The 25,104-nt window shown below is 65.7% G+C and carries 24 protein-coding genes, 1 other RNA gene and 1 pseudogene; 11 read left to right on the top strand and 15 right to left on the bottom strand.

Features of this window, described 5'->3' with window-relative positions; genetic code table 11:
- The first annotated feature begins 135 nt into the window (after window positions 1-135).
- Window positions 136-1,101, top strand: a complete 966-nt coding sequence (locus RX327_RS05975) for a glyoxylate/hydroxypyruvate reductase A (RefSeq protein WP_317249753.1) — start codon at window positions 136-138, stop codon at window positions 1,099-1,101.
- A 204-nt stretch (window positions 1,102-1,305) separates the two neighbouring features.
- On the opposite strand, the gene RX327_RS05970 is transcribed toward RX327_RS05975, so the two are convergent.
- Together RX327_RS05970 and RX327_RS05965 are read right to left on the bottom strand one after the other, a co-directional pair.
- Entirely contained in the window at window positions 1,306-1,959 is a 654-nt protein-coding gene (locus RX327_RS05970; protein ID WP_050385242.1) for a dihydrofolate reductase family protein, read from the bottom strand.
- 89 nt (window positions 1,960-2,048) lie between these two features.
- Window positions 2,049-2,708: a TetR/AcrR family transcriptional regulator gene (locus tag RX327_RS05965; protein ID WP_317249752.1), complete on the bottom strand. Its 660-nt coding sequence runs from the start codon at window positions 2,706-2,708 to the stop codon at window positions 2,049-2,051.
- Between the two features lie 93 nt (window positions 2,709-2,801).
- On the opposite strand from RX327_RS05965, the gene RX327_RS05960 reads away from it, so the two are divergent.
- A complete protein-coding gene (locus RX327_RS05960; RefSeq protein ID WP_317249751.1) occupies window positions 2,802-3,446 on the top strand; it encodes a glutathione binding-like protein in 645 nt (214 codons plus the stop codon).
- Window positions 3,447-3,533: 87 nt separating this feature from the next.
- Here the strand turns inward: RX327_RS05960 and RX327_RS05955 are convergent, their stop codons facing one another.
- From RX327_RS05955 to RX327_RS05920, 8 genes and pseudogenes are all read right to left on the bottom strand, one after another.
- Window positions 3,534-3,818: a hypothetical protein gene (locus RX327_RS05955; RefSeq protein WP_152977666.1), complete on the bottom strand. Its 285-nt coding sequence runs from the start codon at window positions 3,816-3,818 to the stop codon at window positions 3,534-3,536.
- A 392-nt stretch (window positions 3,819-4,210) separates the two neighbouring features.
- Window positions 4,211-4,678, bottom strand: coding sequence for a nuclear transport factor 2 family protein (locus RX327_RS05950; protein ID WP_317249750.1), 468 nt, complete (start codon window positions 4,676-4,678; stop codon window positions 4,211-4,213).
- 181 nt (window positions 4,679-4,859) lie between these two features.
- Window positions 4,860-5,309: a tol-pal system-associated acyl-CoA thioesterase gene (gene ybgC, locus RX327_RS05945; protein ID WP_317249749.1), complete on the bottom strand. Its 450-nt coding sequence runs from the start codon at window positions 5,307-5,309 to the stop codon at window positions 4,860-4,862.
- A 74-nt stretch (window positions 5,310-5,383) separates the two neighbouring features.
- Window positions 5,384-6,301 (bottom strand): metallophosphoesterase, encoded by a 918-nt coding sequence (locus tag RX327_RS05940; protein ID WP_317249748.1) that lies wholly within the window; start codon window positions 6,299-6,301, stop codon window positions 5,384-5,386.
- Between the two features lie 229 nt (window positions 6,302-6,530).
- Window positions 6,531-7,580: a Holliday junction branch migration DNA helicase RuvB gene (ruvB, locus tag RX327_RS05935; protein ID WP_317249747.1), complete on the bottom strand. Its 1,050-nt coding sequence runs from the start codon at window positions 7,578-7,580 to the stop codon at window positions 6,531-6,533.
- A complete protein-coding gene (gene ruvA / locus RX327_RS05930) occupies window positions 7,577-8,194 on the bottom strand; it encodes a Holliday junction branch migration protein RuvA (protein ID WP_237863022.1) in 618 nt (205 codons plus the stop codon). Before ruvA ends, ruvB begins: the two co-directional genes overlap by 4 nt.
- Complete coding sequence (gene ruvC / locus RX327_RS05925; protein WP_317249745.1) at window positions 8,191-8,718, bottom strand: crossover junction endodeoxyribonuclease RuvC; 528 nt, start codon at window positions 8,716-8,718, stop codon at window positions 8,191-8,193. The genes ruvA and ruvC overlap by 4 nt, the downstream gene beginning before the upstream one ends.
- 214 nt (window positions 8,719-8,932) lie before the next feature.
- A pseudogene (locus RX327_RS05920) lies at window positions 8,933-9,675 on the bottom strand (YebC/PmpR family DNA-binding transcriptional regulator).
- Window positions 9,676-9,888: 213 nt separating this feature from the next.
- Here RX327_RS05920 and RX327_RS05915 point away from each other — a divergent pair.
- Together RX327_RS05915 and RX327_RS05910 are read left to right on the top strand one after the other, a co-directional pair.
- Window positions 9,889-11,655: a methyl-accepting chemotaxis protein gene (locus RX327_RS05915; protein ID WP_317249744.1), complete on the top strand. Its 1,767-nt coding sequence runs from the start codon at window positions 9,889-9,891 to the stop codon at window positions 11,653-11,655.
- Window positions 11,656-11,852: 197 nt separating this feature from the next.
- Window positions 11,853-13,277 (top strand): methyl-accepting chemotaxis protein, encoded by a 1,425-nt coding sequence (locus RX327_RS05910; RefSeq protein WP_317249743.1) that lies wholly within the window; start codon window positions 11,853-11,855, stop codon window positions 13,275-13,277.
- Window positions 13,278-13,327: 50 nt separating this feature from the next.
- Here RX327_RS05910 and RX327_RS05905 read toward each other — a convergent pair whose 3' ends face one another.
- The 5 genes from RX327_RS05905 to RX327_RS05885 form a co-directional block, all read right to left on the bottom strand.
- Entirely contained in the window at window positions 13,328-14,152 is an 825-nt protein-coding gene (locus RX327_RS05905; RefSeq protein WP_317249742.1) for a TIGR00282 family metallophosphoesterase, read from the bottom strand.
- Window positions 14,153-14,154: 2 nt separating this feature from the next.
- Entirely contained in the window at window positions 14,155-14,733 is a 579-nt protein-coding gene (locus RX327_RS05900; RefSeq protein ID WP_317249741.1) for a 5-formyltetrahydrofolate cyclo-ligase, read from the bottom strand.
- 168 nt (window positions 14,734-14,901) lie between these two features.
- A non-coding RNA gene (gene ssrS / locus RX327_RS05895) (6S RNA) lies at window positions 14,902-15,062 on the bottom strand.
- Between the two features lie 267 nt (window positions 15,063-15,329).
- Window positions 15,330-15,713 carry a cell division protein ZapA gene (locus RX327_RS05890; RefSeq protein ID WP_317249740.1) on the bottom strand — a complete coding sequence of 128 codons (384 nt, stop codon included), beginning with the start codon at window positions 15,711-15,713 and terminating at the stop codon, window positions 15,330-15,332.
- Window positions 15,710-16,030 (bottom strand): DUF4164 domain-containing protein, encoded by a 321-nt coding sequence (locus RX327_RS05885; protein ID WP_018269681.1) that lies wholly within the window; start codon window positions 16,028-16,030, stop codon window positions 15,710-15,712. Before RX327_RS05885 ends, RX327_RS05890 begins: the two co-directional genes overlap by 4 nt.
- Before the next feature lie 335 nt (window positions 16,031-16,365).
- Between RX327_RS05885 and tkt the strand changes: the two genes are divergently transcribed.
- From tkt to RX327_RS05850, 7 genes are all read left to right on the top strand, one after another.
- Window positions 16,366-18,348: a transketolase gene (gene tkt, locus RX327_RS05880; protein WP_317249739.1), complete on the top strand. Its 1,983-nt coding sequence runs from the start codon at window positions 16,366-16,368 to the stop codon at window positions 18,346-18,348.
- A 160-nt stretch (window positions 18,349-18,508) separates the two neighbouring features.
- Window positions 18,509-19,516 carry a type I glyceraldehyde-3-phosphate dehydrogenase gene (gap, locus tag RX327_RS05875; protein ID WP_317249738.1) on the top strand — a complete coding sequence of 336 codons (1,008 nt, stop codon included), beginning with the start codon at window positions 18,509-18,511 and terminating at the stop codon, window positions 19,514-19,516.
- A gap of 143 nt (window positions 19,517-19,659) precedes the next feature.
- The gene (locus RX327_RS05870; protein ID WP_317249737.1) at window positions 19,660-20,856 is read left to right on the top strand and encodes a phosphoglycerate kinase; all 1,197 of its coding nucleotides are present in this window, start codon (window positions 19,660-19,662) and stop codon (window positions 20,854-20,856) included.
- Window positions 20,857-20,898: 42 nt separating this feature from the next.
- Window positions 20,899-21,966, top strand: coding sequence for a class II fructose-bisphosphate aldolase (gene fba / locus RX327_RS05865; RefSeq protein ID WP_317249735.1), 1,068 nt, complete (start codon window positions 20,899-20,901; stop codon window positions 21,964-21,966).
- Window positions 21,967-22,156: 190 nt separating this feature from the next.
- Window positions 22,157-23,182 carry a class I fructose-bisphosphate aldolase gene (locus RX327_RS05860; protein WP_317249734.1) on the top strand — a complete coding sequence of 342 codons (1,026 nt, stop codon included), beginning with the start codon at window positions 22,157-22,159 and terminating at the stop codon, window positions 23,180-23,182.
- Complete coding sequence (locus tag RX327_RS05855) at window positions 23,183-23,884, top strand: thiamine phosphate synthase (RefSeq protein WP_317249733.1); 702 nt, start codon at window positions 23,183-23,185, stop codon at window positions 23,882-23,884. It abuts the gene before it with no gap.
- On the top strand, window positions 23,881-24,963 hold the full coding sequence (locus RX327_RS05850; protein WP_317249732.1) for an HcpA family protein: 1,083 nt from the start codon (window positions 23,881-23,883) through the stop codon (window positions 24,961-24,963). The genes RX327_RS05855 and RX327_RS05850 overlap by 4 nt, the downstream gene beginning before the upstream one ends.
- Window positions 24,964-25,104 lie beyond the last annotated feature (141 nt).

Genomic DNA, 25,104 nt, shown 5'->3' with positions numbered 1-25,104 from the left:
CGACGGCGGAGCGGATGAAAGCCGACACCAGGATCAGTTTGCGCATGGAAGTTCTCCCCTGTTGATGGCAGGAGATAAGGAAGCGGGTCGGACCCGTTATGTGACTTAAATCACATAGACGTTGGAGGTATCGGGATGGGTAAGGGCGCGCTCGCGCTGCTGATCAATGGCGGCTCGGAAAACTGGTCGTCGGAGCGCTGGAAGGCCCGGTTCGAAGCGGTCTGCGGGGACCGCCGCGTGGTGCTGCTGCCGGATGCCGGGCTCGACCCGGCGGAGGTGCACTATGCCGCGGTGTGGAAGCCGGTGCCGGGCGATCTCGGTGCGTTCCCCAATCTCCGCGCGATCTTCAACCTCGGCGCCGGCGTCGACGCGCTGATGGCCGACAACAGCCTGCCCGATGTGCCGCTGGTGCGCGTCGCCGTGCCCGATCTCACCAATCGCATGACCGAATATGTCGTGCTGCACGTGCTGATGCATCACCGCCAGGAGCTTTATTTGCGCGAGTCGCAACGGGTGAAGCGCTGGGCGCCGGACTACCAGTGGGCGGCGAGCGCGATCACCGTCGGCGTCATGGGGCTCGGCACGCTCGGCGCCGCCTCGGCGCAGGCGCTGCGCGCGCTCGGCTTTCGCGTCGTCGGCTGGAGCCGCAGCGAGAAGCGCATCGACGGCATCGCCTGCTATCACAGCGCGGACGGGCTCGACGCCTTCCTGCGCGCGACCGACATCCTGGTCTGCCTGCTGCCGCTGACGCCTGACACAAACGGCATCCTCAACCGCGACGTCTTCACAAAGCTCAACCGCAACAGCCCGCTCGGCGCGCCCGTGCTGATCAATGCCGGCCGCGGCGGCCTTCAGAACGAAGCCGATATCCTGGCCTGCCTCGACGACGGCACGCTGGGCGCCGCCTCGCTCGACGTCTTCGAGACCGAACCGCTGCCCGAGGCGAGTCCGTTCTGGAGCCACCCGAAGGTGGTGCTGACGCCGCACAACGCCGCCGACACCGACGCCGACGAGATCTCGAAATATGTCGCACAGCAGATCGCGCGCTTCGAGGCCGGCGGCGCGCTGGAGAACCTGGTCGACCGCAAGCGGGGGTATTGACACCTGCGTGTAGCCCGGATGCAGCGAAGCGAAATCCGGGGTTCTTTGCGCCGGACAAACCGCTCCCGGATTGCGCTGCGCTTCATCCGGGCTACGAAACCGGCGATGCGGAATCGCGCTTGAACGTCATTGCGAGGAGCGCAGCGACGAAGCAATCCATCCTACCGCGTATCGCTCGCAATGACGGACAAGATGCACGGCTGACTAAGACGCCTTGCGCGCGAAGGTAACGTGGGTCGCGTGCGGGCTCGCGACATGCGAGACGACGGCATAGCCGAGGGCAGGCAGATCAAGGCCCGCGAACAAACTCTCGCCGGCGCCGAGCACGACCGGCGGCAGCACCAGTTGCAGCTCGTCGAGCAGACGCGCCTGCAGGAATTGCCGCACCACCGAGACGCCGCCGCCGACGCGGATATCCTTGTCACCGGCAACGGCGCGCGCCCGCTCGAGCGCCGCGAGCATGCCGTCGGTCACGAAGTGAAACGTCGTGCCGCCTTCCATCGCGATGTCGGGCCGCGCGTGATGGGTCAGCACGAACACCGGCGTGTGGTACGGCGGATTGTCGCCCCACCAGCCCTTCCAGGCATGATCCGGCCACGGCCCGCGGATCGGGCCAAACATGTTGCGGCCCAGGATCCAGGCGCCGATCCCCTCCATCGACTTGCGCGCGATCTCGTCGTCGAGCCCGGTGGTGCCGCCGTCCTGGCCGGTCATCGCGCGAAAGGTTCGCGTCTCGAAGAACCAGGCGGCGGGCAGCGCCAGGCCGCCGACGCCGAATGGATGTTCGAGGCTCTGATTCAGCGCCGCGCCAAATCCGTCGATCGAGACCGTGAATACTGAAGTCCTGACTTTTCCCATGATGTTCCGCTTCCGTGAGTGGGAGACCTTACGGAAGACGGGCGGGAAAGCCAGCGCCCGACATTTGCTGCGCAAGAAAGTTGCGGCGGCTATTTCGCCCCGCACAGCACGTCGATCGCACCCTTCACGATCGCCTCGAGCTCCTTACGCGGCACCCGGGCGCGGGCGCGGATCGCGATGGTGTGGATGGTGGCGGAAGCCAGATGCGCCAGCGACGCCGGATCGGTCCCCTCAGGCAGTTCCCCGCGTTCCTTGGCGTGGCGGAAGCAGATGCCGAAAGCCTTGTCGAGCTCGGTGAGTCCGTCGAGCACCATGGCGCGGATCTCGGGATCGCTCACCGCCTCGGACGCCGCCGTCACCACCGTGAAGCAGCCGCGCGGGCCGGTCTCGCCGGAGAGATAGATGTTCAGCGCGATGCGATAGATGCGCTCGAGTCGCTCGCGCAGCGGCGCGTCGGCGCGGAAGATGTCGACCATCGCGGCGCGCGCGTCGTCGCGGTAGCGCTGGTAGCTCTTGATGTAGAGCTCACGCTTGTCGCCGAAGGCGCCGTAGAGGCTCGGGCGATTCATGCCGGTGGCCTCGCTGAGATCGTCGAGCGAGGTCGCCGCAAAGCCCTGCCTGCGGAACAGGTCGAGCGCCTTGCCGAGCGCGACATCGGGCTCGTAGGCGCGCGGACGGCCGCGGCGCTTGGGGGTGACCGGCGCCGCGATTTTGGCAACAGACGGCGGCTTGTTATTTTTTTGTACCATTTCGCATTTAATTCCTTGACGCCATCAATATTATCCAAGACAGTACAAAAATCAACAACGGCCGGACACCCGCGCCAGACACTGGAGGCACCCATGGATCTCTATTTCTCGCCGCTCGCCTGCTCGATGGCGACACGCATCGCGCTCTACGAAGCCGGCGAGCCGGCCAACTATCTCGAGGTCGACCCGAAGACCAAGGCGGTGCGCACCGACGGCTCCGACTTCAACAAGGTCAACCCGCTCGGCCTCGTGCCGACGCTGCGCACCGATGAGGGCGTGGTGCTGACCGAGAACGCCGCGATCCTGCAATATGTGGCCGACCGCTTTCCGCGCGCCGGCATCGGCTCGGCGTCGAACGCCGAGCGTTCAAGGCTGCATCAATGGCTCTGCTTCATCGGCACCGAGCTGCACAAGGGCCTGTTCCTTCCCCTGCTCGACCGCAAGGCGCCGCAGGAGGCCAAGACCTATGCCGTGGAGAAATACGTCTCACGGCTCGACTATCTCGACAACTATCTGAAGGGTCGCGATTTCCTGCTCGACCATTTCAGCGTGGCGGATGCCTATCTCGTCACGGTCATCAACTGGACCATGGCGACGCCGCCGATCGAGCTTGCGAAATGGCCGAACGTGAAGGCCTACTACGAACGCCTGCGCCAGCGCCCGTCGATCGCCAGGGCGATCGCGGAGGAGTTCGAGTTGTACAAGGCCGAGCTCGCGCGGAAGAAGGCCGCGGCGTAGGGCTCTCTCCGCTCCCTCTCCCCGTTTTTCACGGGGAGAGGGCTGGGGTGAGGGGATGCGTCCGCAAATGCGCCGTTTGGTGTTGCGTCAGCATCCTCGGCAAATTGAAAGCTTGCGAGTATCAAGCTCCCCACCGGTAGGCTTCCCTGCGCGATCGAGTGGCGTATCAGTAAAGACCGGCATGAACTTCTTCCACTGATGGTAGTATTCCGCCGGCAAGGTGTAAGGTTGGCAGTCAGCAATCGCTCTGAGCGCGCTCTGTTGATAGGCCCGAGCCGACTCTGATGTTGCTGAACTGTTCCCCGAAGACAGGATAGGTTGGCCATCCAGCTTGCCCTCTTGCGTCAGCTCGATCACGAACTCGGTCTTCATGCTCCCGGTGTCGTTTTCGACGCGTACGGGTTTCCGCCAACACCTCTCGACCTGATGCCTGAAGATCGGTCCCCATGTCTCGGGCCCGTGCATTTTACCTTTCGCTGCACTTGGCTGGATAGGAACGGCTATGAAGACGGTCGCGAGGAGGAAGCCTGCGAGCGCAACGGCGGCAGAACGTTTGATAGGCATGTAATGGAGTCCGGTAGACGCGGTGAGGTTGCAACGCGAACCAGAATAAACCGCCCCTCATCGAGACTTCGCAATCGTTTTCGATGAGCCGCCACAAACGCGCCGTAGCCCCGGTTGGAGCGCAGCGCAATCCGGGAACGGTATTACCGCAGGCGAGACTACCCCGGATTTCGCTTCGCTCCATCCGGGCTACGAGCCGATCAGAACGGCTCCGGCCCCAAGCCCGGCACGTCGGCCGGACGCGGACCCGGAGCCGGCCAGTGAAACCGGCGATCCTTCTCCGCGATCGCGATGTCGTTGATCGAGGCCTCGCGCCGCTTCATCAGGCCGTGCTCGTCGAACTCCCACTGCTCGTTGCCATAGGAGCGATACCACTGGCCGCCGGCATCGTGCCATTCGTACTGGAAGCGCACCGCGATACGGTTGCCGTCGAAGGCCCAGAGGTCCTTGATCAGCCGGTAGTCCAGCTCCTTCTCCCATTTGCGGGTGAGAAACGCGACGATGGCCTCGCGGCCCTGAAGGACTTCGGAACGATTGCGCCAGCGGCTGTCCTCGGTATAGGCGAGCGACACGCGGACCGGATCGCGTGAATTCCAGGCGTCCTCGGCCATGCGGGCCTTTTGCGCAGCGGTCTCGCGAGTGAAGGGTGGAAGCGGCGGGCGCGACATCGGCGATCCCTCGTTGTTCGAGACGCAAATCTAGCGCCGCGCCGCCGAGAGTCGATGGGGCGTTTCCTATCGGCCAATAGCTAGAGCCTATTCCGTTCCGATTATACCGGAACGGGCTCTAGCCTCTTATTTTGACGCGCTTTCTTCACGCGAACCGCTACCCACTTCGCTCGAAAACGCTCTAAGCCAGATCGGCCTTCATCAGCGCGCGAATAGCCTTCGGAATCGGCTGTGCCCGTCCCTGGCTGATGAAGGCAACGCGGACCTCGGCCTTCACCAGCACGTCGTGGCCGCGCCGCACCTCCTGCGCCAGCATGATGGACGCACCCTTCACCGCGACCGGCCAGGTCACGACGTCGAGCACGTCGTCCATTCGTGCGGGCTTGAGGAAGTCGAGCGTCATCGAGCGCACGACAAAGGCGAAGCCGCCAGTCTCTTCCTGCGCCTCCTCGAACAGCGCGTTCTGTTCGGCGCCCATCAGACGGAGATGATTGGTGCGGCCGCGCTCCATGAAGCGCAGGTAGTTGGCGTGGTAGACGATGCCGGAAAAATCGGTATCTTCGTAATAGACACGGACCTGCATATGGTGGCGGCCATCGCGGATCACGCCGTCGATATGGGGTAAGGTCAATTGCGGCCCCTCGATTGCCCTCGGAACGGGAACAACAATCGTGTTGCGCAAATTCCTCGATCACGCAAGCGCGCTCAGGACACCACCGGCCCCTTTGCGCCGAGCGTGACCTGCACGATCTCGGGCGGCACGCCGAGGCGGAGCGGCATGATGCTGCAACCGAGCCCACCGGAGATGATGACGTCGCATTTCAGCCTGACATGACCATAGGCGAGGCGGACGCCGTCCTGCGGCGGCACCGCGGGGGACCAGCCGAGCAGGCGGACCTGGCCGCCATGGGTGTGGCCGGACAGTTGCAGCGCGACACGCACCGGCACGCGCGGCGCGATGTTGGGCTCATGCGCGAGCAGGATGATGGGCGCATCGTCCGTGACCTTGGCGAGCGTCGCACTGAGATCGTCGGCGCCGATGCGCGTGACCTGGCGATAGGGGCGCGCCGGCAGGAACGCGAGTTGATCGCCGAGACCGGCGAGCCAGAACGGGCGGCCGTCCTTGGTGAGGCGCACGACGTCGTTCTCATAGACGGGGATCCCCGCTCCCTCCAGCGCGCGGCGCGCCAGCGGGATGCCGCGCCCCAAGCGCTGTACCGCCTTGTCTTCCCAGTAGTCGTGGTTGCCGAGCACGGCGTGCACGCCGAGCGGCGCCTTCAGGCCCTTCAGCACCGCGGCCCAGTCGGAGGCCGGAATGAAGCGGGTGACGTGGCGCAGCCCCGCGACATAGTCGCCGAGCAGCACGACGATGTCGGGGTTCAGGGCGTTCGTCCGCTCCACGATCTCTGCGATGCGATCGAGCGGCATCCAGGGATCGCAGGCATGGAGATCGGCGATGACGGCGATCTTCAACGGAAGATCCGCCGGCCATTGCCGCGGCGACAGATCGTAGCGCGTGAGCGCGAGGCGGACGACCGGCTCGCTCAAGCCATAGGCCGCGGTCGAAGCGGTGGCGGCGGTCAACCCGCCGAACCCGCGCAGAAAATGACGACGTGAAATCATGGACGTGTGATCGGTGATGCCTGGCGCTTGTCGAAAACACTTTGGGTTATCATAGGCCCTTTGATTGGAGCGAAATTGGGCCGCGTTTGTGCAGACGGCCTGTAGAGATGCCGTCAGCGGCCAAGGTTACCGGCAAGTGCGACGCGCTGCATCAACACGTCTCTTCACGACTTCGGGAGCGGAGGCCTTTGAGCATGAAGAACCGCTTCGCCCTTTTCCGGATCACGCGTCAGTCCTCGTCGCCGTTGCTGCCGAACAGGCCGAACTGAGACGGATCGCGGCTGGGCTCGGCGAGACCGAGATGGCGGAAGGCGTGCGAGGTGAGCAGCCGGCCGCGCGGAGTGCGCTGCAGATAGCCGCACTGGATCAGATAGGGCTCGATGATGTCCTCGATCGCATCGCGCGGCTCGGACAACGCTGCGGCCATGGTCTCGACACCGACCGGGCCGCCGCCATAGTTGAGCGCGATGGTCGTGAGATAGCGGCGGTCCATGGCGTCGAGCCCGGCGGCGTCGACCTCGAGCGCGCTCAGCGCGTGGTCGGCGATTTTGCGGTCGATCGTGGCGGCATCGGCCGCCGAGGCGAAATCGCGGACGCGCCGGAGCAAGCGGCCGGCGATGCGGGGCGTGCCACGAGCCCGGCGCGCGATCTCGTTGGCGCCGTCCGCGCTCATGCCGACGTTGAGCACGCGCGCGCCGCGGCTGACGATGCTCTCCAATTCCTCGATAGTGTAGAAATTCAGCCGCACCGGAATGCCGAAGCGATCGCGCAACGGATTGGTGAGCAACCCCGCACGCGTCGTCGCGCCGACCAGCGTGAATTTCGACAGCTCGATCTTCACCGAGCGCGCCGCCGGGCCCTCGCCGATGATGAGGTCGAGCTGAAAGTCCTCCATCGCAGGATAGAGCACCTCTTCCACCGCCGGACTGAGGCGATGGATCTCGTCGATGAAGAGCACGTCGCGCTCTTCGAGATTGGTGAGGAGCGCTGCGAGATCGCCGGCCTTGGCGATCACCGGCCCTGATGTGGCGCGGAAGCCGACGCCAAGTTCCTTCGCCACGATCTGCGCCAGCGTGGTCTTGCCGAGGCCGGGCGGCCCGACGAACAGCACGTGATCCAGCGCCTCGCCGCGCTTGCGCGCCGCCTCGATGAAGATCGACAGGTTCTTGCGCGCCTGCTGCTGGCCGACGAAATCGGACAGCGATTGCGGACGCAGCGCGGTATCGCCGACATCGTCGCTGCGGCGCTCGGGAGTGACCATGCGCGAGGGCGTGTTCACTTCGACAATTCCTTCAGGCCAAGACGAATGAGCTGCGCGGTCTCGGCATTCTCGCCTGCGCTACGCGAGGCCGAGGCAATCGCCGCGGCGGCCTGCGGCTGGCCATAGCCGAGATTGACCAGCGCGGAGATCGCATCCGCCACCGGGCGCGGCGCGCGCTGGTCGTCGACGGCGCCGGCGAGATGAACCACGGCCGGGTCGACATTGGCAAAGGCCGGCGCCTTGTCCTTCAACTCGGTGACGATGCGCTCGGCGACCTTGGGGCCGACGCCGGGCGTGCGTGCCACCGCGGCCTTGTCGCGCAGCGCAATGGCATTGGCGAGGTCGGCCGGCGCCAGCGTGCCGAGCACGGCGAGCGCGACCTTGGCGCCGACGCCCTGCACGGTCTGGAGCAGGCGAAACCATTCGCGCTCCTGGTCGGTGCGGAAGCCGAACAGCTTGATCTGATCCTCGCGGACATAGGTCTCGATCGACAGCACGGCGGCTTCGCCGGGCGAGGGCAGATGCTGCAGCGTGCGCGAGGAGCAGTGCACCTGATAACCGACGCCGCCGACGTCGAGGATGACGAAATCCTCGCCGTAGGAATCGATCAGGCCCTTGAGCTTGCCGATCATAGGTTCGCCACCTTCAGCCGCAGCGCCGTGCTCTGGCGGTGATGGGCGTGGGTGATGGCGATGGCGAGCGCGTCGGCGGCGTCGGCCGACGGCGGCTCGGCCTTGGGCAGCAAAATCTTCAGCATCATCGCGATCTGTTGCTTGTCGGCATGACCGGCGCCGACCACCGTCTTCTTGACCTGGTTCGGCGCATATTCGGCGACAGAGATGCCGAACATTGCGGGCGCGAGCATGGCGACGCCGCGGGCCTGGCCGAGTTTCAGCGTGGCAACGCCGTCCTTGTTGACGAAGGTCTGCTCGACCGCCGCTTCCATCGGCTGGTGGCTGGAGAGAACGGCCGCGAGCCCTTCATGGATCGCGAGCAGGCGGCTCGACAGCGGCAAATCGTCCGGCGGCTCCACCGAACCGCAGGCGATATAGGCGAGACGATTGCCTTCGGTCTCGATCACCCCCCAGCCGGTGCGGCGGAGACCCGGATCGATACCGATGATGCGGACGGGAGAGCGAATCGGCTGGGATGTCATGAGGTAGTGATACCGCCTGCACCGGGAGAACGAAACACAAACGGAGGCTCATCCCCGCCTCCGTCGCGGTCGGCTCGGCCCATCGCCCAGCCTCGGCTCGTCATCCCCCGCGAAGGCGGGGGATCCAGTACGCCGCGGCCTCGCGGATCAAATGAAGGTCTCTGGAATGCTGGATCGCCCGGTCGAGCCGGGCGATGACAGCGGAGCAAATGGATCAACCGCCCATCTTCGCGACCAGCGCGTCCGATATCTCGAAATTGGCGTAGACCTGCTGCACGTCGTCATGCTCGTTGAGCAGGTCCATCAGCTTGAGCAGCTTCTCGCCGGTCTCGTCATCGACAGTGACCGTGTTCTGCGGCTTCCAGATCAGCGCGGCCTTGCGCGGCTCGCCGAACTTGGCTTCCAGCGCCTTGGCGACGTCGCGGTAGCCTTCGAGGCGTAGATCTCATGACCGCCTTCGCCGGAGACGACGTCGTCGGCGCCGGCCTCGATCGCGGCATCGAGCACGGCGTCGTCGGAAGCGACGCTGCGGTCGTATTCGATGACACCCGTGCGGTCGAACATGAAGGACACCGAGCCGGTTTCGCCGAGATTGCCGCCGGATTTGGTGAAGAAGGAACGGATGTCGGAAGCGGCGCGGTTGCGGTTGTCGGTCAGCGCCTCGACGATGACGGCGACGCCGCCCGGGCCGTAGCCCTCGTAGCGGATCTCGTCATAGTTTTCGCCATCGCTGCCGAGCGCCTTCTTGATGGCGCGCTCGATGTTGTCCTTCGGCATATTCTCCTGGCGCGCGGCGATCACGGCGGCGCGCAGGCGCGGGTTCATGGCAGGGTCGGGCGTGCCGAGCTTGGCCGCGACGGTGATTTCCCGCGCCAGCTTGCCGAACAGTTTCGACTTCTGGGCATCCTGCCGCCCCTTGCGGTGCATGATGTTCTTGAATTGGGAATGTCCGGCCATGCGTGGTCTCTTCGGAGCTTAGGGTCTGAACAGGGATGGAAAACGCGGCCTTATAGGCCCCTCACGGTCAAAATCAAAGGATCGGCGGGGCCCTACGGCGGAGGAATACTACCGCAAGCCGGAATATGAGGCACTTGTTAACCATGACTTCACGCCCGGATGCGAGGATCGCCCCGTCCCGCCGCAACTTTCCACAGCCCCTAAAGAGCCCACATGGCGTTCGGTTTGTTTCGAAAGCAAGTGCCGGAGCCGGCTGCGCCGGCCGTCGCGCCGCAGGTTCCAACCGCGGCCGCCACCCCTCAGGTCTCGACCGAGACTGATTCGGCCAAGGATTCGTCCAAGGAAATCCTGGAATTGCTGGAACTCGAGCTCGGGGCGATGATCCGCCAGCTCGAGCGCGCCGCGAGCTCGGTCGCCGACGGCGCCGAGGCGACGGCAGCCAAGCTCGCCACCATTCGCGCCCGCACCGATGCGCTGACCGGCCGCAGCAGCGATGCGCAGAGCACCGCGACGACGTTCTCGCAAGCCGCCGACCGTTTCACCCACTCCGCCGAGGGCATCGGCGCGCAGGTGCGCAGCGCGAGCCAGCTCGCCGACGACGCCGCGGCCGCGGCGCGCGAGGCCACCGACAATGTCGATCGCCTGCGCGAGTCTTCGGCCGCGATCGGCAACGTCGTCAATCTGATCGCGCAGATCGCGCGGCAGACCACGCTGCTCGCGCTGAACTCGACGATCGAGGCGGCGCGCGCCGGTGCCGCCGGCAAGGGCTTTGCGGTGGTCGCAACTGAGGTCAAGGCGCTGGCAGTGCAGACCCAGAGCGCGACCGAGGAGATCACCCGCAAGATCGAGGCATTGCAGAAGGACGCCACCGGATCGGCGGACGCGGTCCACCGCATCTCCCAGGCGATCGAAAAGATCCGCCCGGTGTTCGAGAACGTCAACGGCGCGGTTGCCGAGCAGAATGAAATCACCGGTGAGATGGGCCAGAATGCCGCCTCCGCTTCGCACTTCATCGTCTCGGTCGGCACCAGCGCCGGCGAGATCGACTCGGCAACACGCGAAGCCGCCGCGCATGGCGACAATGTCGCCAAGGCCGGCAAGACGGTGACCGCATTCGCGCAGAAGCTGAAAGCGCGCTGCGCGGTGCTGTTGCGCCAGGACGAGCGCGGCGATCCGCGCAAGAACGAGCGCCTGCCCTGCAGCCTCAAGATCGAGATCACGACCGCGCGCGGCCTCGTCACCGCGCCGGTCTACGAGATCGCGATGGACGGCATTCTGATCGGCGGACCCGATGCCGGGAAGCTGCCGGTGCAGGAGACCCTGAACGGGACATTGCAGGAGGTCGGCGCGTGCCGGATCCGGATCGGCGAGCGCTCCAAGGCAGGCAGCCAGGCCCGCTTCGAGGCGGCAACCGCCGAGCTGCGCGAAAAAATCGAAGACCGGATGTGGGCGATCCACGAGGAGAACGCCGAACTCGTCACCCGCGCGATCGAAGCCGGCAGCGCGCTGAGCAAGATGTTCGAGAACGGGCTGGCAAGCGGCGCGATCGCGATATCTGACATGTTCGACACCGATTATGTCGAGATCGCAGGCACCAACCCGGTGCAGTACCGCACCAAAATGCTGGATTGGGCCGAGCGCACGCTGCCGGCGTTCCAGGAGGCATTCCTCGCCAGGGACAAGCGGATGGCGTTCTGTGTGATGATCGACCAGAACGGCTACCTGCCGGTCCATAATAAGCTCTACTCGCAGCCGCAGCGGCCGGGCGACGTGACATACAACACGGCCAACAGCCGCAACCGGCGGATGTTCAACGATCCGGCGGGGCTCGCTGCCGCGCGCAACCTGCGCTCGTACCTGGTCCAGAGCTATGCGCGCGACATGGGCAACGGCAACACCGTGATGATGCGCGAGATCGACGTCCCGATCCGCGTGCAGGGCCGGCACTGGGGCGGATTTCGCACTGCCTACAAGCTGTGAACGCTTCGTAGCCCGGATGCGGCGAAGTGTAATCCGGGATGCGTGTTTGCACGGACAGGAGCCCCGGATTTCGCTGCGCTGCATCCGGGCTACACAGTGCGCGCTCAGGCAAGACCGGCAGCGCGAATCACGCTTTAGGATCGAAATGGGGAATGCTGCGGCGGCCGACGGGCCGCTGTAACGGAGGAAGCGTCGACATGTCGGCCGCGCAGCTTGCAGTTCTGGATACGTCATCGGACCGAACGCTCGCCGAGCGGCTGATCGACCAGCTCGCCGACCGCATCGGCGGCCTCGGCGTGGAACTCGCCGACATCGCCGGCAACGTCCAGGAGGTCGCAAGCCGCGTCGCGAGCCAGTCGGAACGCTTCCACCACCTGCAGAAGACGGCCGAGACGATGGTCTCGGCCAACCACGACATCGCCAACGCATCGCAGGCCGTGCAGACGACCGCATCCGCCGCGGTCGGCCAGATCGCGGAGTCCCGCCATGTGGTCGAGACGGCGGTCAGCCATATCGCAGAGCTCGTCGCGGCGGTCGGACGGATCGAGGCGCGGCTCGCCGCGGTCGGCTCCGCGCTGAGCCAGGTTGCGAAGGTCTCCGGCTCGATCGAGGCGATCGCGAAGCAGACCAATCTGCTGGCGCTCAACGCCACCATCGAGGCGGCGCGCGCCGGCAATGCCGGCCGCGGCTTCGCGGTGGTCGCGAGCGAGGTCAAGAATCTCGCGGAAGCCACCCGCCAGGCCACGCACCAGATCTCCGACACCGTGCGCGATCTCGACGGCCAGATCGAAGGCCTGATCGGCGAGAGCAGCGACGCTTCGCAGCGCGCCAAGACCGCCGGCGAAGGCGCCCAGCAGATTTCGGGCATCATCATGCGCGTGCAGGAAGGCTTTTCATCCGTCGGCGCCGAGATCGGCAGCGTGGCGCGCGCCGCGACCTCCAATCTCGGCCATTGCGACAGCGTGATCGCGGAGCTGAACGAGCTGGCCAAGGGTGTCGACCTCTCCTCGCGCGACCTCAAGCATGCCGACAGCCGCGTCGCGAAACTGCTCGAGCTCTCCGAGAGCCTGATCGTGACCATCGCCGACAGCGGCGTGGAGACCAGTGATACGCCACTGATCCGCGTCGTGATCGACACCGCAAGGCGGATCTCCGAGCTGTTCGAGAATGCCGTCGCGCGCGGCGAGATCACGCTCGTGCAATTGATGGACGAGAATTATCGCAAGATCGCCGGCACCAATCCGAAGCAATACCTCACCGACTACGTCGAGTTCACCGATCGCGTGCTGCCCGCGATCCAGGACCCGATCCAGAAATCCGATCCCCGCATCGTGTTCTGCGTCGCCTGGGCGAGGGGCGGCTATCTGCCGACCCACAATCCGAACTACCGGCTGCCGCAGGGCAAGGACCCGGTCTGGAACAACGCCAATTGCCGCAACCGCCGCCTGTTCACCGACCGCACGGTGAAGAAGGTCGCAGGCAACACGAAGCCGTTCCTGCTGCAGACCTACCGCCGCGACATGGGCGGCGGGCAGTTCGTGCTGATGAAGGATCTGTCCTCGCCGATCGTGGTAAACGGCCGCCACTGGGGCGCATTCCGGATGGGTTTTAGGCAGAGTTGACGGCAGCTCCGTAGCCCGGATGGAGCGAAGCGTAATCCGGGCTACGAGGGCTACGTCCAAAACCCCGGCACCGCAGGCTCGAGCCGCCCGCCGGCGCGCACCGGCGCGACCTTCACCGCAAGCCCGGTCGCATCGTCGGTCTCGACCGCGATGCCGCTCAGCGTTGCCACACCGCCCGCCGGCTCGAAGCGACCGGAGGGAATGCCGGTGAGGAAGCGCTGCAGCGGTTCTTCCTTCTGCATGCCGATGATGGAGTCGTAATCGCCGGTCATGCCGGCGTCGGTCATGTAGGCGGTGCCGCCTGCGAGGATCTGGTGGTCGGCGGTCGGCACATGGGTGTGCGTGCCGACGACGAGGCTGGCGCGGCCGTCGCAGAAGAAGCCGATGCCCTGCTTCTCGCTGCTCGCCTCGCAATGGAAATCGACGACTATGGCGTCACAGCCCTCGCGCAGCGGACAGGCCTCGAGCTCGCGCTCGATGGCGCTGAACGGATCGTTCGAGGACGGCTCCATGAAGACGCGGCCGATCGCATTGAGGACCAGCGCGCGCTTGCCGCTCCTGGTATCGACCAGCGTGGCGCCGCGGCCGGGCGAATGTCGCGGGAAATTCAGCGGGCGGATCAGGCGCGGCGCGCGCTCGATGAAGACCAACGCCTCCTTCTGATTCCAGGCGTGGTTGCCGAGCGTCACCGCATCGGCGCCGGCCTCGAGGAATTCCTGGTAGATCGCTTCCGTGATGCCGAAGCCGCCGGCGGAATTCTCGCCGTTGACGACGACGAAATCGAGCGACCAGTCCTTGACCATGCCGGGAAGGTGGTCGGCGATGGCGGTGCGACCGGTCCTGCCGACGACGTCACCAACGAAGAGAATTCGCAAGGCTAGCTACTCCGGAAATCGAACGTCTTGCGCTCCGTTAGCACAAAATCGAGCGGGACGTCGTGCGACAGCGCCGGAATCGCCTTGGTTTCCTGTGCAGCAAAGGCAAGTCCGACCCCGATCACATGCTTGGCCTTGCGCAGATGCGCGAAGGTATAGTCGTAATAGCCGGCGCCGTAGCCGATGCGGTGACCGAGCTTGTCGAATGCCGCGAGCGGCACCAGCATCACGTCCGGATGCACCTCGGCGGCTGCCGGCGACGGCTCGGGAATGCCGAGCGGACCGAGCATCAGGCGGTCGTTCGGATGGAAGATGCGGAAGATCAGCGACTGGCCACGCGCGGTGACGCAAGGCAGCGCCAGCTTCGCGCCCTGCTCGGCGAGCTTCCGCATCAACGGCGCCGGATCGAGCTCGCTGCGGATCGGCGCATAGCCCGAGACGATCATGCCCCGCGCGATCTCGAACGGCGCGCCGCGCTTGGCGAGCGCTTCGGCAGCCGTCGCGCGCTGCTCGTCGCTCAGCGCATCGCGCTTGGCGAGGGCAAGTGCCCGGAGCTCGGCCTTCGATGGAGATGCGTGCATGATCCATCTTCCGCTGTCGTCGTCCGCGACAACGGACGATCCATCATTCCAGAGACGCTAGCTTTCGTTAAGGCCAGGCCGCGGCGCGCTGGACGCCCCGTATCGCGGGGCACAACACTAGACAATTCAACCGCCGCAGCGCGACGACAAGCCAACAGCAAAAAACAGTACGAAGCCGCGAACGCCGTTGAAGCACTCGATCCCGGAGTTCCCTACGAAAGTAGGTGGGCACCATATGTCCGGGCCCACGGGCCCGGCCAGGGACAGTTCCCTAAAGGATCGATAAGGCCCCGGGGATATATGGCTCCTGACGCACGTCGCAGCCTCGCGGGGGCTAATCTAGCCATCGTTGCCCCAATCCGCCAGCGGTAAGGAAGACGCAGCCGAGACTCATGCACTTCTTCCACCCTCCCTCCCTTGAAGGGGGAGGGAGGGTAAGCATGAAGCGTAGCGGAATGCGAACCGGGTGGGGTGATCTCTCAACGCGGGCACTGCACGCGCGGAAAAGACTGTCACCCCACCTCGCCGCTCATTTCATGAGCGTCGATCCTCCTCCTCCAGGGGAGGATAAGATCACCCGATGCCGGAAAATATAATCACCCGATCGCGATGCCGCCGCCGATGGTGCGGTTGAGCACCTGCGTGGTGCGCTCGATCCGCTCCGCGGCGGCGTTGAGCGCGTTGGAGACCGCGGTCTGGGTCGCGCGGGCGCGGTCGATGGCGGCGACGCGCGCATTGCGCAGCTGCTCGACCTCCTCCTCGAGGCTGCGGATGCGTGCGCTGGCGTCGATCAACTCGTCGCACACGGTGAGCGCCGCCATCACCGTGAGGCGCGCATCGCCGATCTCGCCGAATTTTCCGCGCAGCGACTGGATGCGTGTCTCCAGGCTCTCGGCGAGCTTGAGCAGCCGCACCTCCTGGCCCTCCTCGCAGGCCATGCGGTATTGCCGGCCGTTGATGGTGACGTTGATGTGGCTCATCTGCTGTCTCCGCCGTCGAGCACGGCGCGAATGCTGCCGATTGCCGCGTCGAGTTTTTCCGCGATCTCGCGATTGGCGCGCTCGAGCTTGCGCGTCTTCACCAGCGATCCGTCGAGCTCATCGGCGAGCCTGGAGCGATCGGCGCCGAGGGCCTGGATTCGGCTCGCCAATTCGTTCTCGTCGCGGTCGGCCTCGCGGCGGCGCTCCACCGAGCTCTCCAGCGCATCAAGCGCTGCCATCAGCCGCTTGGTCGCAGCATCGATATCGGCAAGCGGTGCCTCGGTATTGCCAGACCCGTTGGCGAGACGATCACTCATGACACGCGGCGTGGACCTTTCAAGTCGGTTGGCTTGGTGGCCTGCGGAAGACAGGCCTGCCGCACGGCAAAACTGGCGGTTCGGCAAGCGTTTACGGGACGAAATTTACGTGGCAAGCGAGCCCAGCGCAACGGCGGCGCAGAACTATGCACCGTTGAATGAAATAGGGCGATTTCGGGCCACTTTTCCCCGTTTTGAGGCGTTTCATCGCCTTGGACTTGCGGAATTGAGGTGCTAATCCACCCCCAACCCGTAAGGCCATCCACGCGCGTATCGCGGCTGCCCGCCCCGATCCGTCCAGCAATCAGCTCCTCATTTTAGGCGGACTTTTCATCATGACGCAGGTCGATCACACCCGTATGGCCAACGCGATCCGCGGCCTTTCGATGGACGCTGTCGAGAAGGCCAAATCGGGCCATCCCGGCCTGCCGATGGGTGCCGCCGACATCGCCACGGTGCTGTTCACGCAGTTCCTGAAATTCGACGCCGCAGCGCCCGCCTGGCCGGACCGCGACCGCTTCGTGCTCTCGGCCGGCCACGGCTCGATGCTGCTCTACTCGCTGCTGTACCTCACCGGCAATGCCGAGATGACGCTGGACCAGATCAAGCAGTTCCGCCAGGTCGATTCGCTCACCCCAGGGCACCCCGAGAATTTCCGCACCAAGGGCATCGAGACCACCACCGGCCCGCTCGGCCAGGGCATCTCGACCGCAGTCGGCATGGCGCTCGCCGAGAAGATGCTGGCCGCCGAGTTCGGCAAGAAGATCGTCGACCACCACACCTATGTGCTCGTCTCCGACGGCGATCTGATGGAAGGCGTGTCGCAGGAAGCGATCGCGATGGCCGGGCACTGGAAGCTCAACAAGCTGATCGTGCTGTACGACGACAACGGCATCTCGATCGACGGCCCGACCTCGATCTCCGATTCCGTCGACCAGGTGAAGCGGTTCAAGTCGGCGGGCTGGGCCGCCGAGAAGATCGACGGCCAGGATCAGGCCGCCATCGCCGCCGCCATCACCCGCGCGCAAAAATCGAACAAGCCGACGCTGATCGCCTGCCGCACCACCATCGGCTTCGGGGCGCCGCACAAGGCCGGCACCTCGAAGGTGCATGGCGAGGCGCTCGGCGCCGACGAGCTCAAGGCCGCCAAGGAAAATCTCGGCATCTCGCTCGAGCCGTTCTCGGTGCCCGACGACGTGCTGAAGGCGTGGCGCGCGGCCGGCAGCCGCGGCGCCGCGGAGCACAAGGCCTGGGACGAGCAGTTCGCGCAGCTCGGCAGCCGCAAGCGCGCCGAGTTCGAGCGCCGCCTGCGCCATGAGCGGCCGCAGTCGCTCGCCAAGGGGCTGCGCGCCTTCAAGAAGGGGCTCTTGGAAAATCCGCTTAACGTCGCGACGCGCAAATCGTCGGAGGCTGCGATCGAGGTGATCGCCGCCGCGATGCCAATGGAATTCCTGGCCGGCTCCGCCGATCTCACCGGCTCCAACAACAACAAGGCGAAGTCGGCGACCGCGTTCTCGGCCAAGACGCCGAAGGGCCGCTTCATCCATTACGGCATCCGCGAGCACGGCATGTGCGCCGCGATGAACGGCATCTTCCTGCATGGCGGCTTCGCGCCGAACGGCGCGACCTTCCTGGTGTTCACCGATTACGCACGTCCCGCGATGCGCCTTGCCGCGCTGATGGGCACCGGCGTCGTCTATGTGATGACGCACGACTCCATCGGCCTCGGCGAGGACGGCCCGACGCACCAGCCGGTCGAGCATCTCGCCGCGCTTCGCGCCATTCCCAACATGCGCGTGTTCCGCCCCTGCGATTCCATCGAGGTCGCAGAATGCTGGGAGCTCGCGCTCAACCGTATCGACGGTCCGACCGTGCTGGCGCTGACACGGCAGAACCTGCCGCAGCTGCGGACCACCGCACCGAACGACAATCCCTGCGCAGCCGGCGCCTATGAGCTGGTCGCGGCCCAGGGTGACGCAAAAGTGTCATTGTTCGCGTCGGGTTCCGAGGTCCAGATCGCGGTCGAGGCGCAGAAGCAGCTCGCCGGACGCGGCATCGCGACGCGGGTGGTCTCGGTCCCGTCGCTGGAATTGCTGCTGGCACAGCCCGCCGAGCGGCAAAATGCCATTATCGGCAACGCCCCGGTCAAGATCGCGATCGAGGCCGCGGTGCGCTGGGGCTGGGATGCCGTGATCGGCCATGACGGCGAATTCATCGGCATGCACGGATTTGGCGCCAGCGCGCCGGCGAAGGACCTTTTCCGGCATTTCGGCATTACTGCTGAAGCCGTCGTTAACGCTGCCACCAAGCGCGTCTGACGCTGGCCTGACACCCGTCGGCCAAGGTTGAGCTTGTCGCAAAAAAGGATTACCTAAGCTCCATCTTTTCCGTACGCGCCCGGCCGAACCGGGCGTTCCGCCGTAAAAACCTCGTGGGAGCACTCCCGCGGGGCTGACGACAGCATTAGAGGAGACGAACATGGCAGTCCGCGTCGGAATCAACGGTTTTGGCCGCATCGGCCGCAACGTCCTGCGGGCTATCGCCGAGTCAGGCCGCAAGGACATCGAGGTCGTGGGCATCAACGATCTCGGCCCGGTCGAGACCAACGCCCATCTGCTCCGTTTCGACAGCGTCCATGGCCGCTTCCCCGGCACTGTCACCGTCGATGGCGACTCCATCAGCTTCGGCAACGGCAAGATCAAGGTGACCGCCGAGCGCGATCCCTCGAAGCTGCCCTGGAAGGATCTCGGCGTCGACATCGCGCTGGAATGCACCGGCATCTTCACCTCGAAGGACAAGGCCTCCGCCCATCTGACCGCCGGCGCCAAGCGCGTGCTGGTCTCCGCGCCCGCCGACGGCGCCGATGCCACCATCGTCTACGGCGTCAACCACGACACCCTGACCAAGGATCATCTGGTCGTCTCGAACGGCTCCTGCACCACCAATTGCCTCGCGCCGGTCGCCAAGGTGCTGAACGATCTCGTCGGCATCGAGACCGGCTTCATGACCACGATCCACGCCTATACCGGCGACCAGCCGACGCTGGACACGCTGCACAAGGATCTCTACCGCGGCCGCGCCGCTGCGATGTCGATGATCCCGACCTCGACCGGTGCTGCGAAAGCGATCGGTCTCGTGCTGCCCGAGCTGAAGGGCAAGCTCGACGGCGTCGCGATCCGCGTGCCGACCCCGAACGTCTCGGTGGTCGACCTCAAGATCGTCGCCAAGCGCGCCACCGACGCCAAGGAGATCAACGCGGCGATGAAGCGCGCCAGCGAGCAGCAGCTCAAGGGCATCCTCGGCTACACCAGTGCGCCGAACGTCTCGATCGACTTCAACCACGATCCGCACTCCTCGACCTTCCATGAGGACCAGACCAAGGTGCAGAACGGCACGCTGGTGCGCGTGATGTCCTGGTACGACAACGAGTGGGGCTTCTCGAACCGCATGGCGGACACCGCCGTCGCGATCGGCAAGCTGGTTTAAGTTCGACTGTTCGTGATGCCCGGCTCACCGCCGGGCATCTGCGTGTTTGCCCCCTGCGTTCGCGACCTCAACGGCCGCGACATCGGCAAGCGAAAGCGACGCCGTCCGTCGGACGGCGGTGTCCGGCCGCACAGGAAACGCTCATGACAAAATCGTTCCGCACCCTCGACGACGTGGACGTGAAGGGCAAGCGCGTGCTGCTGCGCGTCGACCTCAACGTGCCCATGGAGAACGGGCGCGTCACCGACTCGACCCGGCTCGAGCGCGTGGCGCCGACCATCACCGAGCTCGCCGACAAGGGCGGCAAGGTCATCCTGCTCGCGCATTTCGGCCGGCCGAAGGGGCGCGATGCCAAGGAGTCGCTCAAGCCCGTCGCCGAAGCGCTGTCGAAGGTGGTGAAGAAGCCGGTCGCCTTCGCCGACGACTGCATCGGCGAACCCGCGGCCAAGGCCGTGGCGGCGCTCAAGGACGGCGACATCCTCTGTCTCGAAAACACCCGCTTCCACAAGGAAGAGGAAAAGAACGATCCCGCCTTCGTCGCGGAGCTCGCCAAGCTCGGCGACATCTGGGTCAACGACGCCTTCTCGGCGGCGCACCGCGCCCATGCCTCGACCGAAGGCCTCGGCCACAAGCTGCCGGCCTATGCCGGCCGCACCATGCAGGCCGAGCTCGATGCGCTGGAGAAGGCGCTGGGGTCCCCGACCAAGCCGGTGATCGCGATCATCGGCGGCGCCAAGGTCTCGACCAAGATCGACCTGCTCGAAAATCTCGTGACCAAGGTCGACGCACTCGTGATCGGCGGCGGCATGGCAAACACCTTCCTGCACGCCCAGGGCGTCGCGATCGGCAAGTCGCTGGCCGAGAAGGACCTCGCGCCGACCGCGCTGCGCATCATGGAGAAGGCGGACGCCGCCAACTGCGCCATCATCCTCCCCGTGGATGCGACCGTCGCCTATCATTTCGCGGCCAACGCGCCGTCGCATGCCTATGGGCTCGATGCGATCCCGGCCGACGGCATGATCCTCGACGTCGGCCCGCAATCGGTCGCGCGCGTCCACGCGGCGATCGACGATGCGGCAACCCTGGTCTGGAACGGACCGCTGGGCGCCTTCGAGATGCAGCCGTTCGACCGCGGCACGGTGGTATCGGCCAAACATGCCGCCGAACGCACCAAGACGAAGAAGCTGATCTCGGTCGCCGGCGGCGGCGATACCGTCGCGGCGCTGAACCAGGCGGGCGTGGGCGGCGATTTTTCCTACGTGTCGACCGCCGGTGGCGCGTTCCTCGAATGGATGGAAGGCAAGCCGCTGCCCGGCGTCGAAGTCTTGAAAAAAGGTTGATTTAGGTCACATCCGCGAACTTGCACTACAGGGAGAAATGGAATGGCTCGGATCACGTTACGTCAACTGCTCGACCACGCGGCGGAGAACGATTACGGCGTACCGGCCTTCAACATCAACAACATGGAGCAGGCGCTGGCGATCATGGACGCGGCCAACCAGGTCGACGCGCCCGTCATCATCCAGGCCTCGCGCGGTGCCCGCTCCTACGCCAACGACGTCATGCTCAAGCACATGATGGACGCGGTGACCGAGATCTATCCGCACATTCCGGTCTGCGTGCATCTCGACCACGGCAACGAGCCGGCGACCTGCATGACCGCGATCCAGGCCGGCTTCACCTCGGTCATGATGGACGGCTCGCTCAAGGCCGACGGCAAGACCCCCGGCGACTGGGGCTACAATGTCGGCGTCACCAAGACCGTGACCGACATGGCCCATCTCGGCGGCATCTCGGTCGAAGGCGAGCTCGGGGTGCTCGGCTCGCTCGAAACCGGCATGGGCGACAAGGAAGACGGCCACGGCGCCGAAGGCAAGCTCAGCCACGACCAGCTCCTGACCAATCCGGACGAGGCCGTGAAGTTCGTCAAGGAGACCAAGGTCGACGCGCTCGCGATCGCGATGGGGACTTCTCACGGTGCCTACAAATTTACCCGCAAGCCCGATGGCGACATCCTCGCCATGAACGTGATCGAGGAGATCCACCGCAAGCTGCCGAACACCCATCTCGTCATGCACGGCTCCTCGTCGGTGCCGCAGGATCTCCAGGACATCATCAACGCCTATGGCGGCAAGATGAAGCCGACCTGGGGCGTGCCTGTCAGCGAGATCCAGCGCGGCATCAAGAACGGCGTGCGCAAGATCAACATCGACACCGACAACCGCATGGCGATGACCGGCCAGATCCGCAAGGTGCTCAAGGACAATCCGGAAGAGTTCGATCCGCGCAAATATTTGAAGCCGGCGATGGAAGCGATGACCAAGCTGTGCAAGCAGCGCCTTCAGGAGTTCAATACCGCCGGCCAGGCCTCCAAGGTCAAGAAGGTGCTGACCACCGCCGAGATGGCCAAGCGCTACGCCAAGGGCGAGCTCGACCCCAAGGTGGCCTGACAAGGTTGCCTGACAACATATCGCCTGAAACATTACGGCGGGACACCGGCTCCGGCGCAGTCGGAAACGGTGTCCCGAGGGCTTGATCGCCGGCTGCGACAAACACCGGCCGCGACGAACGTTTTCTAGGCATTTGCCCGAGAACCGCCTATTTTGGTTTGCAAAGGCAATGGCTCTGGAGGACGCCCCGATGAACCTCTCCGACCTGAACAAAATCGCGCTTGCCATGGTCACCCCAGGCAAGGGCATCCTTGCCGCCGACGAATCCTCCGGCACCATCAAGAAGCGCTTCGACGCCATCGGCGTGGAATCGACGGAAGAGAACCGCCGCGACTATCGCGAGATGCTGTTTCGCGCCAAGGACGCCATGAGCCAGTACATCTCCGGGGTGATCCTCTATGACGAGACGATCTGGCAGGACGCCAAGGACGGCACGCCGCTGGTCAAGCTGATCGAGCAGAGCGGCGCCATCCCGGGGATCAAGGTCGACGAGGGCACGCAAGCCCTGCCGATGTGCCCGGGCGAGCTCGTCACGGTCGGGCTCGACAGGCTCGCCGAGCGGCTGAAGAAATATTACGAGCGCGGCGCGCGCTTTGCCAAATGGCGCGCGGTGATCGACATCGGCAGCGGCATCCCCTCGATGACCGCGATCAGCGTCAACGCCCACGCGCTGGCGCGCTATGCCGCGCTGTGCCAGGCCGCGCAGATCGTGCCGATCGTCGAGCCGGAAGTGCTGATGGACGGCGATCACGACATCGACCGGTGCTATGAGGTGACGCAACGCGTCCTCAACAAGACGTTCCAGGAGTTGCGCGTGCAGCGCGTCGCGCTCGAAGGCATGGTGCTGAAGCCGAACATGGCAATCTCGGGCAAGAAGTGTCCGAAGCAGGCCTCCGTCGAGGAGGTCGCGGAGAAGACGATCCGGCTGCTCAAGGCCTGCGTGCCCGCAGCCGTGCCCGGCATCGCCTTCCTCTCCGGCGGCCAGAGCGACGAGGAAGCAACCGCCCACCTCGACGCCATGAACAAGATCGGCAATTTGCCCTGGAAACTGACCTTCTCCTACGGCCGCGCGCTCCAGGCCGCGCCGCAGAAGGCCTGGTCCGGCAAGGCCGGGAACGTCGCGGCCGGACAGCGCGCCTTCAGCCATCGCGCGCGGATGAACGGGCTCGCGAGCACCGGCGATTGGGAAGCCGGCCTCGAGAAACAGGCGGCGTAGTTGGCGACCAAGCCCGTTCCGCCGCGGCCAGCGCCGCGCCTCTATCTGGCAACGCCGGTGGTCGATGAGCCCGCTCAGCTTGCGGCCGAGCTCACCGAGCTGCTTGCCGCGGCCGATGTCGCGGCCGTGCTGGTGCGGCTGCGCGAGAGCGATCCGCGCAGCATGATCTCCACCATCAAGGCGCTGGCGCCTGCGATCCAGAACGCCAGCGCGGCGCTGCTGATCGACGGTCACCCCGATGTCGTGGCCCGCGCCGGCGCCGACGGCGCGCACCTCACCGGCCTTGCCGCGCTGGAAGAGGCGGCGCCCTCGCTCAAGCCCGATCGCATCGCCGGCGTCGGCGGGCTTGCCACGCGCCACGATTCCATGAGCGCGGGCGAGATGGGCGCCGACTACGTGCTGTTCGGCGAGCCCGACGAGAAAGGCCAGCGCCCGTCATCCCAGGCCATCGCCGAACGGCTGGACTGGTGGGCCGAGCTGTTCGAGCCGCCCTGCGTCGGCTTTGCCACCTCGCGCGAGGAAGCCGAGGCGTTCGCGGCGGCCGGCGCCGATTTCGTGCTGGTCGGAGAGTTCATCTGGTCCGATCCGCGCGGCGCCAAGGCGGCGCTTGTCGAGATCGGCGACGCGATTGCGCGAGCGCATGCCGGGCACATTCGGCAGGGCCAAGGCCGACGGAAAGGCCGAGGGATGACGCCGGAATGAAATGCCTGCGTCCGATAGGTGTTGCGCTCGGCTGCACGATGCTGGCGAGCGGCGCGATGGCGCAGCTCTCGATCACGCCGCCGGCACAGACGCCGCCCGCGAAGAAGGAGGCTCCGAAGCCGAAGGTGCATTCGCCGGTCGCGAAGAAGCCGACGCCCAAGCCCGCCGCCTCCGCGACGCCGAAGCCTGCCGCATCTCCGACTCCCTCGCCGACCCCGACCCAGGCCGTCGACGATCCCAATGTCGACCTCGTCTACGGCGCCTATCAGCGCGGCATGTACAAGACCGCGTTCGACCTCGCGACCGTGCGCGCGCAGAACAACAACGATGCCAAGGCCATGACGATGCTGGGCGAGCTCTATGCCAATGGGCTCGGCGTCAAGCGCGACTACGCCAAGGCGGCCGAATGGTACAAGCGCGCCGCCGATTCCGGCGATCGCGAGGCGATGTTCGCGCTCGCCATGCTGCGCATGTCGGGCCGCGGCGGCCCGGTCGACAAGGGCGAGGCGGTCAAGCTGATGGCCTCCGCCGCCAAGCTCGGCGAGCCCAAGGCCGCCTATAACCTCGCCTTGCTCTATCTCGACGGCCAGACCCTGCCGCAGGACGTCAAGCGCTCGGCGGAGCTGCTGCGCCAGGCCGCCGATGCAGGCCTGCCCGAGGCGCAATACGCGCTCGCGACCTTCTACAAGGAAGGCACCGGTGTGCCGAAGGACCCGGAACGCGCGGTGCGGCTGCTCCAGGCCGCCTCGCTCGCCGACAACGTCGATGCCGAGGTCGAATATGCGATCGCGATGTTCAACGGCACCGGCACGCCGAAGAACCAGCCGGCGGCCGTCGCGTTGCTCCGCAAGGCGTCCCGCCAGGGCAGCGCGATCGCGCAGAACCGGCTCGCCCATGTGCTGGCGACCGGCGTCGGCGCCCCGGTGGACAAGGTCGAGGCGCTGAAATGGCACACGGTCGCCAAGACCGCCGGCAAGGGCGACCCCGATCTCGACGACATCCTGGCCGATATGAGCCCGGAAGACCGCGCCAAGGGCGAAGCAGCCGCGCGAAAATGGATCGGAAACAACGTCAAATGACGCCTTGACGGCGCCACTTCCAGAGGGCACCCAGTCCGAAACTAAGGGCGCCACAGGCCGTTTCCCGTCATCCTGAGGTGCGAGCGGAGCGAGCCTCGAAGGATCGACGGCCCCGGACCGGGCCGTCGATCCTTCGAGGCG

It is taken from the genome of Bradyrhizobium sp. BEA-2-5 (assembly GCF_032918025.1).
Taxonomy (GTDB): domain Bacteria; phylum Pseudomonadota; class Alphaproteobacteria; order Rhizobiales; family Xanthobacteraceae; genus Bradyrhizobium; species Bradyrhizobium pachyrhizi.
This window is presented reverse-complemented; position numbering and strand designations above follow the sequence as displayed.